At 43.0% G+C, this 14,692-nt stretch carries 16 protein-coding genes and 1 tRNA gene; 13 read left to right on the forward strand and 4 right to left on the reverse strand.

Translation table 11 applies throughout. The features are described 5' to 3' along the window. Positions 1-124: 124 nt before the first annotated feature. The 9 genes from lepA to NI462_RS00415 are packed head-to-tail and all read left to right on the forward strand — an operon-like array spanning position 125 to position 7,247. Positions 125-1,942 carry a translation elongation factor 4 gene (lepA, locus tag NI462_RS00375; protein ID WP_004279065.1) on the forward strand — a complete coding sequence of 606 codons (1,818 nt, stop codon included), beginning with the start codon at positions 125-127 and terminating at the stop codon, positions 1,940-1,942. A 20-nt stretch (positions 1,943-1,962) separates the two neighbouring features. Continuing rightward, on the forward strand, positions 1,963-2,790 hold the full coding sequence (gene lepB / locus NI462_RS00380) for a signal peptidase I (RefSeq protein WP_253158642.1): 828 nt from the start codon (positions 1,963-1,965) through the stop codon (positions 2,788-2,790). Positions 2,791-2,813: 23 nt separating this feature from the next. After that, positions 2,814-3,185 carry a DUF4845 domain-containing protein gene (locus NI462_RS00385; RefSeq protein ID WP_253158645.1) on the forward strand — a complete coding sequence of 124 codons (372 nt, stop codon included), beginning with the start codon at positions 2,814-2,816 and terminating at the stop codon, positions 3,183-3,185. Beyond that, positions 3,157-3,855: a ribonuclease III gene (rnc, locus tag NI462_RS00390; RefSeq protein ID WP_004279062.1), complete on the forward strand. Its 699-nt coding sequence runs from the start codon at positions 3,157-3,159 to the stop codon at positions 3,853-3,855. The genes NI462_RS00385 and rnc overlap by 29 nt, the downstream gene beginning before the upstream one ends. Continuing rightward, positions 3,855-4,883: a GTPase Era gene (gene era, locus NI462_RS00395; protein ID WP_004279061.1), complete on the forward strand. Its 1,029-nt coding sequence runs from the start codon at positions 3,855-3,857 to the stop codon at positions 4,881-4,883. The genes rnc and era overlap by 1 nt, the downstream gene beginning before the upstream one ends. Before the next feature lie 38 nt (positions 4,884-4,921). Further along, entirely contained in the window at positions 4,922-5,119 is a 198-nt protein-coding gene (locus NI462_RS00400) for an NF038104 family lipoprotein (RefSeq protein WP_005263469.1), read from the forward strand. Positions 5,120-5,130: 11 nt separating this feature from the next. Next, positions 5,131-5,841 (forward strand): DNA repair protein RecO, encoded by a 711-nt coding sequence (gene recO, locus NI462_RS00405; protein WP_253138082.1) that lies wholly within the window; start codon positions 5,131-5,133, stop codon positions 5,839-5,841. Between the two features lie 13 nt (positions 5,842-5,854). Beyond that, entirely contained in the window at positions 5,855-6,580 is a 726-nt protein-coding gene (gene pdxJ, locus NI462_RS00410; protein ID WP_164542953.1) for a pyridoxine 5'-phosphate synthase, read from the forward strand. 13 nt (positions 6,581-6,593) lie between these two features. Next, positions 6,594-7,247 (forward strand): MiaE family protein, encoded by a 654-nt coding sequence (locus NI462_RS00415; RefSeq protein ID WP_253158647.1) that lies wholly within the window; start codon positions 6,594-6,596, stop codon positions 7,245-7,247. 196 nt (positions 7,248-7,443) lie between these two features. Here the strand turns inward: NI462_RS00415 and NI462_RS00420 are convergent. After that, positions 7,444-7,519, reverse strand: a tRNA-Asn gene (locus tag NI462_RS00420). A gap of 236 nt (positions 7,520-7,755) precedes the next feature. Here NI462_RS00420 and NI462_RS00425 point away from each other — a divergent pair. Then, on the forward strand, positions 7,756-8,211 hold the full coding sequence (locus NI462_RS00425) for a hypothetical protein (RefSeq protein ID WP_253158649.1): 456 nt from the start codon (positions 7,756-7,758) through the stop codon (positions 8,209-8,211). Between the two features lie 36 nt (positions 8,212-8,247). Here the strand turns inward: NI462_RS00425 and NI462_RS00430 are convergent, their stop codons facing one another. Continuing rightward, positions 8,248-8,685, reverse strand: coding sequence for a PaaI family thioesterase (locus NI462_RS00430; protein ID WP_253158651.1), 438 nt, complete (start codon positions 8,683-8,685; stop codon positions 8,248-8,250). A gap of 267 nt (positions 8,686-8,952) precedes the next feature. Here NI462_RS00430 and NI462_RS00435 point away from each other — a divergent pair, with 267 nt between their 5' ends. Continuing rightward, on the forward strand, positions 8,953-10,299 hold the full coding sequence (locus NI462_RS00435) for an MATE family efflux transporter (RefSeq protein ID WP_253158653.1): 1,347 nt from the start codon (positions 8,953-8,955) through the stop codon (positions 10,297-10,299). A gap of 62 nt (positions 10,300-10,361) precedes the next feature. On the opposite strand, the gene NI462_RS00440 is transcribed toward NI462_RS00435, so the two are convergent. Continuing rightward, on the reverse strand, positions 10,362-11,597 hold the full coding sequence (locus NI462_RS00440; RefSeq protein ID WP_005106458.1) for a pyridoxal phosphate-dependent aminotransferase: 1,236 nt from the start codon (positions 11,595-11,597) through the stop codon (positions 10,362-10,364). Between the two features lie 254 nt (positions 11,598-11,851). Then, positions 11,852-12,679: a type I methionyl aminopeptidase gene (gene map / locus NI462_RS00445; RefSeq protein WP_004645609.1), complete on the reverse strand. Its 828-nt coding sequence runs from the start codon at positions 12,677-12,679 to the stop codon at positions 11,852-11,854. Between the two features lie 206 nt (positions 12,680-12,885). On the opposite strand from map, the gene rpsB reads away from it, so the two are divergent. Both rpsB and tsf read left to right on the forward strand, forming a co-directional pair. After that, entirely contained in the window at positions 12,886-13,632 is a 747-nt protein-coding gene (rpsB, locus tag NI462_RS00450) for a 30S ribosomal protein S2 (RefSeq protein WP_004279050.1), read from the forward strand. Between the two features lie 142 nt (positions 13,633-13,774). Next, on the forward strand, positions 13,775-14,650 hold the full coding sequence (gene tsf, locus NI462_RS00455) for a translation elongation factor Ts (RefSeq protein ID WP_004279049.1): 876 nt from the start codon (positions 13,775-13,777) through the stop codon (positions 14,648-14,650). Positions 14,651-14,692: the final 42 nt, after the last annotated feature.

Here is a 14,692-nt window from a genome sequence, read left to right on the forward strand (position 1 = left end):
ATAAAGGAAAAAATATAATTCTTTTTCTAGATCACCATTCTGCTATAATCCTTCGCAATTTCTATTCGGCTTTTGTTATGTAATATTTTTAAATTACATAACGTGTTTTTTCTCAAGGTAACCCATGGCGCAAGCTAAAAAATCTGTTGATATTAAAAACATTCGTAACTTCTCGATTATTGCGCACATTGACCACGGTAAATCGACCCTAGCGGATCGCTTTATTCAAACTTGTGGCGGCTTGCAAGATCGTGAAATGCAGGCTCAAGTCCTTGACTCAATGGAGCTTGAGCGCGAACGTGGGATTACCATTAAAGCCACTTCGGTAACCTTGTACTATACGCATCCCAACGGTCAAGAGTATCAGTTGAACTTTATTGATACACCGGGACACGTCGACTTCTCGTATGAAGTCTCACGCTCCCTTGCTGCCTGTGAAGGTGCCTTGCTGGTTGTAGATGCTGCGCAGGGCGTAGAAGCACAGTCTGTTGCTAACTGCTATACCGCAATTGAACAAGGTCTGGAAGTACTTCCGGTACTGAACAAGATCGACTTGCCGCAAGCTGAACCTGAACGTGTCATTCAGGAAATTGAAGACATTATCGGGATTGAAGCCACAGAAGCGCCGACCTGTTCTGCAAAAACAGGTTTAGGTATTGAAGGTGTGCTTGAAACACTGGTCAATGTAATTCCTGCACCTGAGGGTGATCGCGAAGCGCCATTACAAGCGCTGATTGTGGATTCATGGTTTGATAACTACCTTGGTGTAGTTTCTCTGGTTCGGGTCAAGCAGGGTCGAGTGCGTAAAGGCGACAAGATGTTGATCAAATCAACTGGTCAAACGCATATTATTACTTCTGTAGGTATCTTTAACCCGAAACATACTGAAACCGGTATGCTGGAAGCGGGTGAAGTTGGTTTTGTCATTGCCGGTATCAAAGATATTTTCGGTGCGCCAGTCGGTGATACGATTACCTTGGCAACCACACCTGAAGTGGCAACATTGCCGGGCTTTAAAAAGGTGAAACCACAGGTTTATGCTGGTCTATTCCCGATTGATGCCAGCGATTTTGAACCTTTCCGTGAAGCATTGCACAAGCTGCAAATCAATGACTCGGCTTTGTTCTTTGAACCTGAAAGTTCAGATGCGCTCGGTTTTGGTTTCCGCTGTGGTTTCTTGGGCATGCTGCACATGGAAATCGTACAGGAACGTCTGGAACGCGAGTATGATCTTGACCTGATTTCTTCTGCGCCAACCGTAATTTATGAAGCGGTGATGAAGAATGGTCAGACGATTTATATCGACAGTCCATCCAAAATGCCGGATGGTTCAACGGTTGAAGATTTACGTGAACCGATTGCTGAATGTCATATCCTTGTGCCGCAAGAATACCTAGGTAACGTCATGACATTATGTGTTGAGCGCCGTGGTGTGCAAAAAGACATGAAGTTTATGGCGAATCAGGTTTCTATTACTTTCGAAATTCCAATGGCCGAAGTGGTCATGGACTTCTTTGATAAATTGAAGTCATGTTCACGTGGTTTTGCCTCACTCGACTATAACTTTGTCCGTTTTGAAAGCTCATCTTTAGTTAAAGTAGATGTGCTGATTAATGGTGAAAAAGTCGATGCCTTGGCGATGATCTGTCACCGTAACGATGCACGCCATCGTGGTATTGCACTGGTTGAAAAAATGAAAGACCTGATTCCACGTCAAATGTTTGATGTCGCGATTCAGGCGGCAATTGGTGCGCAAATCATTGCCCGTTCGACTGTAAAAGCGATGCGTAAAAACGTATTGGCGAAGTGTTATGGTGGTGACGTGTCACGTAAGAAAAAACTTCTGTCTAAACAGAAAGAAGGTAAGAAACGCATGAAACAGGTGGGTAGCGTAGAAATCCCGCAAGAAGCGTTCTTAGCTGTATTAAAAGTCGAACGCTAAAATAATAAGGATATAAGCCCATGGATTTTGATTTTAATTTGATTCTTGTGCCTGCGACCCTGTTTTTTGTCACAGTGTGGTTGCTAGACAAGTTTGTCTTGAAACAAAGACAAACCCGAGGTAAGGGCCAGGAGAATTTTATTATCACCTGGGCTTATGACTTTTGGCCGGTACTGACCATTGTGCTGGTACTGCGTTCGTTTTTATATGAACCTTTTAATATTCCGTCCGATTCGATGGTGCCGACGCTGGAAACTGGTGATTTTATTCTGGTGAATAAATTTGACTATGGCATCAAACTGCCTATGGTCAATACCAAAATTATTGATACCGGCAGTCCGGAACGTGGTGATGTGGCGGTATTCCGTTATCCACCGCAACCGACCATCAGTTATATCAAGCGTATTGTCGGCTTGCCAGGCGATCATATTGTTTATGATCATGGCCAGTTGAGCATTAATGGTGAAAAAGTAGCGAAAGTTCCAGTAAAATTTAGCCGCGAAAAAGACCGTTTAGATACTCCAAATGCCATTTACCATAAAGAAACCCTGGGTGAGCATACCTTTACCATGCGTGAGCTGGAAGGCGTGAATGTCGCTCGTCAGGCACCTTTTATTAACTACTTGGAAAATGGTAAATATTCAGGTGAAAATGGTTTATATTGGGAAGTGAAAGTACCAGAAGGTCATTACTTTGCGATGGGGGATAATCGCGATCAGAGTGCTGACAGTCGTTTTTGGGGGCTTGTTCCGGAAGAAAACTTAACAGGTCGTGCCTTCTATATCTGGATGCATAAAGAACCTGGCTTTAAATTGCCATCGTTTGGTCGAAACGGAACAATCGATTAATTGTTTCAATCAGGAAAATAAAAATGAGACATCAACAAGGTGCTTCTTATATTGGGGTTTTAATTGCAATCGTGGGCTTTGCATTTCTTGCAAAAGTGGCGATTGCGGTGTGGGGACCATACTTCGATGATCGTATGGTAGATGGTGAGATTGAGGCGCTGTTAAAAAGTGCTCCAGCCAATATAACGCCAGAAACATTCCGTCAACAGATGAGTCAGCGTTTAGACATGAATAATATTCGTGATCTGAAGTTTGACGAAATTGCCAAAGTCACCAATACCGATGGTTTACAGGTGCACAAGAATTATGAAATTCGTAAAAATTTCATAATGAATATCGATTTAGTGATGAAGTTTGAGAAAGAGTTTGATCAAAGCACAGTCAAAGCTAAATGATGAACGTCTTGCCAAACGGATCGGCTATCAGTTTAAACAGGCTGATTTGCTGAAACTGGCATTGACTCATCGTTCAGTCAGTCATAAACACAACTACGAGCGCCTGGAATTTCTGGGCGATTCTCTTTTAGGGATGATCATTGCGAATTATCTTTTTAATGCCTATCCAAGCGAAAATGAAGGCCGGTTGACGCGTATGCGTGCAACCCTGGTTCGTCAGGAAGCATTAGGAAAAATCGCCAATGATTTAAAACTGAGCCAGAATTTAATTCTCAGTACCGGTGAATTGAAATCTGGTGGTCATCATCGTGAGTCTATACTGGCAGATACAGTAGAAGCCATTATTGGCGCAATCTATGTCGACTGCGGTGATCTCACTGTGCTAGAACCGATTGTGTTAAAATGGTACGAACCCTATTTAGATCATATTGAGCCCACAGATCAGCTTAAAGATCCTAAATCTCGCTTACAAGAGTATTTACAAGCACGTAAGAAACCTCTCCCAGTTTACGAGGTTGTAGATATTCAAGGTGATGCACCCAATCAGCATTTTAAAGTGGAATGCCAGATTGCGGGATTGCCGACTATGCAAGGCGAAGGCGCGAGTCGGCGTTTTGCTGAACAAGCCGTTGCGGCGGATATTTTGAAACTTTTGGAGCATAAGTCTTAATGACTACTCATTCCGATCACATTGATGCTGATCACGAGTCGCAAAGCGACAGTCACGACCTTATTAGTCAATTTTTTAGCGCACAAGGCACCGAAATCCCATCGGATTATCGCAGTGGTTTTGTTGCCATTGTAGGTCGCCCGAATGTGGGTAAATCTACCTTAATGAACCATATTCTGGGTCAGAAACTTTCGATTACTTCACGTAAACCGCAAACCACACGTCATAAAATCGTGGGGATTGATTCACGTGAAAAATCTCAGGCAGTATTTGTTGATACACCTGGGATGCATAAAAAAGAAGTCCGTGCCATCAATAAAATGATGAACCGTGCGGCACATTCGGCTTTGCGTGATGTGAACCTGGTTTTATTCGTAGTGGATGCACAAAAGTGGACGCCAAACGATGACCTGGTTCTGGAAAAGCTAAAAAATGCTGAAATGCCAGTCATTCTGGTGATTAACAAGCTGGATACTTTTGAAAACAAGAACGAAGCTCTGCCGCTGATTCGTGAACGCGAAAAGCTGATGAACTTTGCAGAAATCGTACCGGTATCTGCGCTTCGTGGTGCCAATCTTGAACATTTGCGTGACACGATTGCCAAGTATCTTCCATTCCAGCCACCACTGTACTCGCTGGATCAACTAACCGATCGTTCAGAGCGTTTCCTGGCATCTGAAATTATCCGTGAAAAGATCATGCGCCAACTGGGTGAAGAGCTTCCATACGATTTGACCGTTCAGATCGAATCCTTCAAAACTGAAGAACCGGTCTTGAATGAAAAAACCGGTCGTATGAAGGCAGCCTGTACGTATATTGATGCCACGATTTTTGTCGATCGTCCGAGCCAAAAAGCCATTGTGATTGGTGAAAAAGGTGTCAAACTGAAAAAAATCGGTATGGATGCGCGTCTCGACATGGAAAAAATGTTCGAGCAAAAAATCATGCTAACCCTTTGGGTGAAAGTCAAAGGTGGCTGGTCTGATGATGAGCGTGCATTAAAAAGCTTAGGTTATAGTGATATCTAAGCGATAAAAATTTGTAAGACCCTTTAAGGAATGCCGTGATGATAAAAGTGTTAGCAGTAGTTGTATGTGTTTTATTCCTGCAAGGCTGTATTCATAAAGTGGTCACGGTTCCTGTCAAGGTGGCTTATAAAACCACAAAAGTCGCAGTCAAAGGTACTGCGGCTGTTGTGGGTGCAGTGATCCCGGATGGGGATGACGAAGAAGATGATAAAAAATCAAAAAAAGATAAGGATTAAAGTACCCGCTTATGCGTAATGAAGTACTGCATGGCTATTTGATTCATCATCGTAAGTACCGTGAACGCAGTCATATTGTGCATTTATTTACCCAAGAATATGGCAGGGTAGATGGTATTCTCAGGCAAATGCCACCACCACAGTATCAGCCCATTCGCTTGCAGGCTTCAGGTAAATCCGAACTCAAAAACTTTACTAAACTGGAAATTGTCAATCAGCCGATTTTCTTTTTTGGCGATGCTTTTTTCTCGGGTTTTTATCTAAATGAAATCCTGTTGCGGCTATGTCCTTTAGAAGTCGAAATGCCGCAAACTTTTGCCAAATATGCTGAGACTTTGACTGCATTGCAGCAATTATCCGCACAATCCAATCCAAATTTATATTTAAAACAGATCTTGCGCCAGTTTGAGCATGTTTTGTTGGAAGAACTCGGTTATGGTCTGGATTTTTCGGTAGATGCCAATCAGGCGCAGATTAATCCTGAGCAACATTATTATTTTCAGCTCAATGCTGGCTTTATGCCATCGGCTAAGGCCTTGCGCTCCACTATCTCCGGTCAACAGATTTTAAGCATGTTGACGCATGAAAATGGTGGGGATTTTAATCCGGAACAGTTACAATTACTGACGAAACTGTATCGACAGGTGATCACGGCCTTGCTTGGTGATCGACCGCTTAAAAGTCGACAACTCTGGATTCAAAACTCTCAATCTCAATCGTAGTTAGGAAAAGATTATGGCTGCATTACTTGGTGTCAATATTGACCATGTCGCAACATTAAGACAAGCACGTGGTACGACGTACCCAGACCCAGTCAATGCTGCATTGATCTGCGAACAGGCGGGGGCAGAGGGCATTACCTTGCACTTGCGTGAAGACCGTCGTCACATTCAGGATGACGATGTACGTCGTATGCGTCCTGCGCTAAAAACCCGTATGAACCTTGAGTTGGCGGTAACGGATGAAATGATCGCCTTTGCCAAGGAAATCAAGCCGCAGCATGTTTGCTTTGTGCCTGAAAAACGCCAAGAAGTGACCACTGAAGGTGGTTTAGATGTCGTGGGTAATTTTGATGCTGTAAAAGCAGCGACTCAAGAGCTGGCAGCCATTGGTTGTGATGTATCTTTATTTATTGATGCTGATTTTGCACAAATTGATGCAGCAGTTGCTTGTGGTGCGCCGACGATTGAGATTCACACAGGCGCCTATGCCGATGCAGAAACTCCAGAAGCGCAACAAGCGGAACTTGAACGCATTGTGAAAGGTGCTGAATATGCTGCATCGAAAGGTCTGGTGGTGAATGCAGGTCATGGCTTAAATCTGGATAACGTAACGCCAATCGCCGCGATTCCGCAGATTCATGAGCTCAATATTGGTCATTCTTTAATTGCGGATGCGGTATTTGTCGGTCTAGCACAAGCGGTTCAGCAAATGAAAGCCGTGATTAAGTCAGCGCGTTAAGATTAGAGTAATTATGTCGAATATTAATTATGATGAACTGATGCAGCCGGTGATTGCTTTCCTCGGTTGTGAAACACCGCAAGCATGGTTGGATATGGCAGTCGAAAATCTTGAAATTTTGATGCAGGATCATGCCAACTGTGAAAAAAAAGCAGCCAGCACGGCCATGAACCTGATGTTTCGCTATAGCTATTTTGTTGATCTACAGGTGAAGCTTGCGCAGCTGGTACGGGAAGAAATGCTGCATTATGAGCAAGTACTTGAACTAATGAACAAGCGCGGTCAGGCTTGGCAGAACTTGAGTGCAGGGCGTTATGCTGGCGGTTTACGCAAAGAAATCCGGACTTTTGAACCTGAAGCCTTGATTGATGTCTTGGTGATTGGTGCCTTTGTGGAAGCACGTTCCTGTGAGCGTTTCTACGCACTTGCTTCGCGTGTTGATGATGAGCTGGCGCGTTACTACCGTTACTTGCTCAAGTCCGAATCTCGCCATTTTGAAGACTATCTGGCTTTGGCAATGGATGTGGCAACCACAGCGAAACTGAAAAATCCGAAAGAGGATATTCAGGAGCGAATCCTGCATATTCGTGAAGTTGAAAAACAGCTGATTCTCGCGCCTGATGATACTTTCCGTTTTCATAGCGGTGTTCCGGCTCACGCGGCTTAATCTCGGTGACAGTTTAAAAATCCTCCATCTATGGGGGATTTTTTATATCTCGAAATTTTGAAAAGAGGGGTATTTATATATCGAGTTTTATGAGGGATTGAAAATAATTATTTATTTTAAATATTTGAAAATAACAAGCCGTCAAATTTTAAGTAATAAAAAAGCCCACTTCATTATGAGTGGGCTTTCTTGAATTTGGCTCTCCAACCTGGGCTCGAACCAGGGACCTGCGGATTAACAGTCCGTCGCTCTACCGACTGAGCTATTGGAGAATCTGAAAGCGATTATAGAGAGATTTTGACAGGGGTCAAGCAAAAATTATCATATTTATTATAAATACAGCCTGTCTGTTTTTAATTTAGGCAATTGCATAAATTTCACGAAAAATACTTGTCAGAATAAATTTCACTTGCTAGATTAAAACCATAAAGTCGTTTGACCAAATGGTCAAACAGTGTGGATTTAAACCTACTTGCCAGCACAAAAATGGCTAAACCGGAGACAGCGAATGAATACGCTCAGCATCCCTCAAATTTTCTCTCAACTGGCTTATTATCAAGAAAACTATCTGCAAATTATTGCTGATCCTGCACAGTATTATATCCCGGTTAAAGACGCTTATATCACGCTATGGCCCTTGGCGCAAAAATCACTTTATTTAGGTGATTTGCTGCAATTATGGTTTGCAGAAAAATGGTTGGTAGAAACTGAACGTCAATTTAACTTTGAAGTTTTCCTGAATGCAGACTATCTGAAAGAGCAAGACAAAGATCTTTATATCTATGCCATTTCTGGGAATCTTTTGACGGGAACCAATCAGTCTAAAGCGTGGCAAGCCTCAATAACACAAACACAAGATGTGGAATTAGCCAATGTTTCCAAGCATTATTTTGAGTTTCAAGGCTTAACTCGACCACGCTTGTCATGTGTTGAAGCGGGACAGGCGAAAAGTAGTATTATTTAAATGAAGTGCCTGATGAGTTGTGCAGGCTACCAATATTCATTCAGTCCGAATAATCATACAGGTCGCAGTGGCATGAGCATACAGGCGACCTTCTTCATCCAGAATCTGACCTTCAGAAATACCTAAATTTCTACTGAGATTAATTGATTTTCCTACGGCTTTCAGTGGCTGATTCTGAGGTATGGGGCGGCACATCTTTACATTCAGATCAATGGTGCCATAACCGACACCTGCTTCAAGTAAAGTATGAATCGCGCAGCCTGTCACGGTATCCAAAACGGTTGCAGCAAAACCACCATGGACGCCGCCAAGCGGATTTAAATGTCGATCATCAGCTTTGACCTTAAATTCTACATTTCCGCTTTCAATCACTGCTGGTTGCATCGACATGGTTTCGCTAATACTTGGGGCCGGGATTTTTTCATCACGCATCGCTTCCAGTAATGCTAAACCGCTCATTTCTTTTGGGTTCATTGTACTTTTCCTGTCATTATTCTTGAGTTGTTGAGGTTTAATTCAAAATTGTGACATCGATAATAGCAATCTGGTATAGGAATGGCGGATTATTTTGTAAGAAGTATATTGCCTGCACCTGAGTAAAATCATTTTTATAAAAAATAAGAAATAGAATAATTTATGGCACGATACTGGTATACATTTCTAATGAAATATCTCAGATCTAAATAATCTGCCAAAAAAAACGAATCTTATAAAAGAATTAAAAAATCGAGTGATAGGGTGATGAAACAGTTTCTGCATCTTTGGGTGCCTATTTTTCTCAGTAATGCCATTATTATGCTAAGTGGTTTGTTCGACGTGATTTTTCTATCACATTTTTCACCTCAGCATGTGGCTGCATTGGCAGTCTGTTTGTCTGTTTATTCTTTGTGCTTTGTGACGGGTATTGGGGTGTTACAGGGCATGATGCAAGAGTTGGCAGAAGCCAATGGGCGTCAGGATTATGCGGACATCCAACGTATCCTGAAGCAAAGTATTTTGATTGTACTGGTGATTTCTGCTGTTGCGATGTACTTGTTTAATTATGCGACTCCTTTACTTTATTTTTTAAAGGCAGGTGCGGCCTTACAGGCATTGATTGTGCCATGTCTGTGGCTGTTGGCTTGGACGATTCCAGCGCATTTATTGTTGCGTATTTTATATATTTTCACCCAAGCCTGTGGGCAGGCTAAGCGTGTGTTTTACGCCAATATGATCTATTTACTGCTCAAAGTGGCTTTGGCTTATGTCTTGATTTATGGCATTGAGGGTTATGTTACAAGCTATGGGGTTGAAGGTGCATTCATGGCACATTTAATTGTGCAGTGGGTACTGTTGTTTGTTTACTATTTTTTCTTCCTTGAGCAGAAGTTAAAGATCCAGTGGTCTGGTGTTTTCTTTCACTGGCAGACTTTGTTGAAAATTTTAAAAATTGGATTGCCCAATGCGGTGGTGACGTTTGTGGATGTATTTGCCATCAGCGCGATTGCCTTGCTGATCTTGCCTTTGGGTGACATTGTAGTGAATGCACATCAGGTGATGCTTGGTTTATTGGGCCTGATGTTTATGTTGCCGATGTCGATGGCATCCGCCTTCGGTATTTTGGTGTCGACTAAAATCGGTGCGGAGCAGATTGATGCTGCATGGCAACTCAGTAAGCGGGCACTGATGGCTGTGATGCTAATAGCTATCGTTGTCGTGTTGACTATTTGGGGCTTAGATAGTTGGATTGTGGGGTTATTTAGCAATGATGCGCAGGTGATTGCATTAGCCTTGGCATTGATCTTGTTAATGTGTTGGATGCATATCTTTGATGCGCTACTGGTGATTAGTTTGGCAATGCTACGTTGCTGGCGAGAAATTGTCAGACCGATGTTTATTTTTATCAGTACGGTGCTGGTCGTGGGCTTGGGTGGTGGTTGGTATGTGGCGTATCATTCAATGACACTGTTCAATTGGCAAAGCAATGCATTGGGGATTCATGGTTTTTGGTGGATGTTGAGTATTGCGTACACGATTGCAGCAAGTCTATGTTTTGTTTGTTTACTCATGAAATACTTGAGCTATAAGCGAATACGGCTCATTGTTTAATACATGTTGAAGAACATAAAAAAACCCGCGAAATTCGCGGGTTTTTTATCTAGCAAGCTAGATTATTTTGCAGCTTTTTCAGCTTCGATTGAAGCAATCGCAGCATCAACGCCTTCGATAGAATCAGCAGCTTTTTTGATACGTGCAAGTGCATCAACAAGTACTTCGTCAGCCGTTGCGTAAGAGATACGCATGAAACCGCCAAGACCGAATGCATCACCAGGAACCACTGCAACACCAGTTTCTTCCAGTAACCATGCAGAGAATTCTGTGCAAGACTTAAGACCTTTGGCACGAATCAACGGTTTGATGTTGGCATATGCATAGAATGCACCATCAGCAGGCAGGCAAGAAATACCGTGAATATCATTCAAGCCTTTCACAACCAAGTCATGGCGACGTTTGAATGCTTCAATCATTGGCTCAAGAACGTCTTGAGGACCATTCAATGCAGCTTCAGCAGCAACTTGCGAAATAGAAGTTGGGTTTGAAGTCGATTGAGACTGGATCTTCTTCATTGCACCAATCAGTTTAGCAGGGCCCGCTGCGTAGCCGATACGCCAGCCAGTCATTGCATAAGCTTTAGACACACCGTTTAACACAATCGTACGGTCATAAAGGTCTGGTGCAACTGTTGCGATGTTGTAGAACTCGTCATCCCAACGGATTGGTTCGTACATGTCATCAGATGCGATATACACTTCTGGGTATTTACGAAGTACGTCAGCCAGCGCTTCAAGCTCAGCTTTAGTGTAGATCATACCTGTAGGGTTAGATGGGCTGTTCAATACCACTAGACGTGTTTTGTCCGTGATTGCAGCTTCTAATTGTTCAGGGGTGATTTTGAAACGTTGTTCTTCACCACATTTCACAATAACAGGAACACCTTCAGCGATGATCACCATGTCCGGGTAGCTTACCCAGAATGGTGCTGGGATGATTACTTCATCACCTTTATTTAACAAAGCTAAAGCTAAGTTAAAGAATGATTGCTTACCACCACAAGAAACCAGGATCTGGTTTGCTGCATAGTCTAGGTTATTGTCGCGTTTGAATTTAGCAATAATGGCTTTTTTAAGACCTGGCGTACCGTCAACAGCGGTGTATTTGGTGAAACCGTTGTTAATCGCTGCAATTGCTGCATCTTTGATGTGTTGAGGGGTATCAAAATCTGGTTCACCTGCGCCCAAACCAATCACGTTATGACCTGCAGCTTTTAATTCAGCAGCTTTGTTGGTCACAGCAAGCGTAGGGGACGGTTTGATGGCATTCACACGATCAGAGAGACGTACGTCCACGGCAGTATTCCTTCTTATAGGGATAAAAAAATAAAAAGCACATTATCTTAGCCTAAAATGGTGCAGATAGGGCAAAAGAATTTGGAAAACTTTAAGGAAAAAATGGTGTATTGGCCGAACTTTATCTTGAATTTCGATATGCTCGGAGCAGGAGAGAAGAGACTTGTTACATCTCGGTCATGCATATGAATGCATGAAATATAAAATAAAAATGGCCACTTTAAAGTGACCATTTTGTGTTGTTGATGTTGTGGTTACGCACTAAAGCGTGACAAATCTTCGTCCGGGCGCGCTGTTAAAATTTCCGCGCCGGTTTTAGTCACCAGAATCGTATGTTCATATTGTGCCGATAATGAATGATCTTTGGTGACCACAGTCCATTTATCACCGAGTAATTTGGTTTTCCAGTCGCCGCCATTGACCATTGGCTCAATGGTAAAGGTCATGCCTTCTTCAAGCACCATGCCAGTATCTGGTTGACCATAATGCAGCACTTGCGGTTCGTCATGGAAAGTCGTACCAATACCGTGACCACAATATTCACGTACCACGCCAAAACGCTCAGATTCAACATACTGCTGAATGGCATGACCAATATCGCCAATGGTTGAACCTGGTTTTACAGTTTCAATACCCCGGTACATGGCTTCTTGCGCTACCTTACATAGACGGTTGGCAAGGATCGTGGTTTCACCACCCACGATGTACATCATGTTGGTGTCACCATGATAGCCATCTTTAATCACGGTCACATCAATGTTCAGGATGTCGCCTTTTTTCAATTTTTTACTGTCTGATGGAATGCCGTGACACACCACATGGTTCACAGAAGTACAAATGGTATGTTGGAAGGCAGGTCGACCCGGTGCAGCGCCATAGCCTAAGCATGCAGGAATCGCCTGTTGTTGATTGACAATATAGTCATGACAAATCGTATCAAGTTCCAGAGTGGTGACACCCGGAACAATATGCGGTTTGATCATATCCAAAACTTCTGCCGCCAGTCGCCCTGCCACACGCATTTTTTCAATTTCGTCAGAGGTTTTGATGAGTCGACGTGGAGCTTGGTAAGTGTTGTTCATGATCTCTAAAAACTTTTGGAAATTTGTGTGTGACTATGGTATAAATAGCCGCCCATTTTATCAAATGCTTTTTCGTGAATAAATTTCACGGGCTTTGTGCGATGAGGCAAAAAATCCGCACATATATCGACACATTACTCTGGGTGCCCTTTAGGGTGGAGAATGCGGGTATATGGAGGCCTAACCCAAACTTTAAGGTAAAGAAAATGGCAGATTACAACGTAAGCATGCGCGACCTTCTTCAAGCTGGCGCGCACTTTGGTCACCAAACTCGTTTCTGGAATCCAAAGATGCGTGATTACATCTTTGGTGCGCGTAACAAAATTCACATCATCAACCTTGAGCACACTGTTCCTGCGTTAAATGATGCTTTGAACTTTGCTAACAACTTGGCTAGCAAAAAGAACAAAGTTTTGTTCGTTGGTACTAAACGTGCAGCTTCTGCGATCATCCGTGAACAAGCTCAACGCGCTGGTCAACCATATGTAGATCACCGCTGGTTAGGTGGTATGTTGACGAACTGGAAAACACTTCGCCAATCTATCAACCGTTTAAAAGACCTTCAAACTCAATCTCAAGACGGTACTTTCGCTAAGCTGACTAAACGTGAAGCTCTAGAGCGTACTCGTGAGATGGAAAAACTTGAGCGTGGCTTAGGCGGCGTTAAAAACATGGGTGGTTTACCTGACGCATTATTCGTAATCGACGTTGATCACGAAGCGATTGCAATCAAAGAAGCTAAGAACCTTGGTATTCCTGTAATCGGTATCGTTGATACAAACTCTAACCCAGACAACGTAGACTACGTTATCCCGGGTAACGATGATGCGATCCGTGCAGTAACACTTTATGCTTCTGCTATGGCTGATGCGATTCTTGCTGGTAAAGAATATGCTCAATCACAAGCAAATGCACAAGCTAAAGCAGAAGAAGCTCCAGCTTCTGAGGCTTAATGCGTTTGACGCTAGCTTGTCATTTTTGCGACATGTGATGGTGGCAAAGTAAGCGTTATGTATGCAGGCGGCCCATGAGAACTCCTCTGGGCCGTTTCTGTTCTAAAAAGAATTCATTTTCTACCGAATTTAGGAGATAAACATGACTGCAGTTACAGCAAGCATGGTTAAAGAATTGCGCGATCGTACTGGTCTTGCAATGATGGAATGTAAAAAAGCTTTGACAGAAGCGGGCGGCGACGTTGAACTAGCGATCGACAACCTACGTAAATCTGGTCAAGCTAAAGCTGCTAAAAAAGCAGGTAACATTGCTGCTGACGGCGCAATCACAATTGCTCAAGACGGCAACAAAGCACTTCTTCTAGAAGTTAACTGTCAAACTGACTTCGTTGCAAAAGACGAAAACTTTGCTGGTTTCTCTGCGAAAGTTGCTGCTGCTGCACTTGCTGCAAACGTAACTGATCCTGCTCAAATCGCTGAATTGAAACTAGAAGATGGTGCAACTGTTGAAGAAGCGCGTATCGCTCTTGTTCAAAAGATCGGTGAAAACATCCAAGTACGTCGTGCGAAAATTGTTGAAGGCGAAAACCTTGCAGTTTACAAACACGGTCTTAAAATCGGTGTTGTTGTTTCTTACACTGGTGATGAAGCTACAGGTAAAGGCTTGGCAATGCACGTTGCTGCGTTCAACCCAGTTGCTGTAAATGCTGAAGGCGTTTCTGCTGAGCTTATCGCGAAAGAGAAAGAAATTGCTGAAGCGAAAGCACTTGAATCTGGCAAGCCAGCAAATATCGTTGAGAAGATGGTTGTAGGTTCTGTTGAGAAATACTTGAATGAAGTTGTGCTTGAGCGTCAAATGTACGTAATCGACAACGATAAGAAAGTTGCAGACGTTCTTAAAGCAACTGGTACTACAGTTGCAAACTTCGTTCGTTTCGAAGTTGGTGAAGGCATTGAGAAAAAAGCAGAAATGAGCTTCGCTGAAGAAGTTGCTGCTGCTCAAGCTGCTGCAAAATAATTCCTTAGGAATTAGAAAAAGCCCTATCTGATTGATGGGGCT

The organism is Acinetobacter lwoffii (assembly GCF_024129715.1).
GTDB lineage: Bacteria > Pseudomonadota > Gammaproteobacteria > Pseudomonadales > Moraxellaceae > Acinetobacter > Acinetobacter lwoffii_U.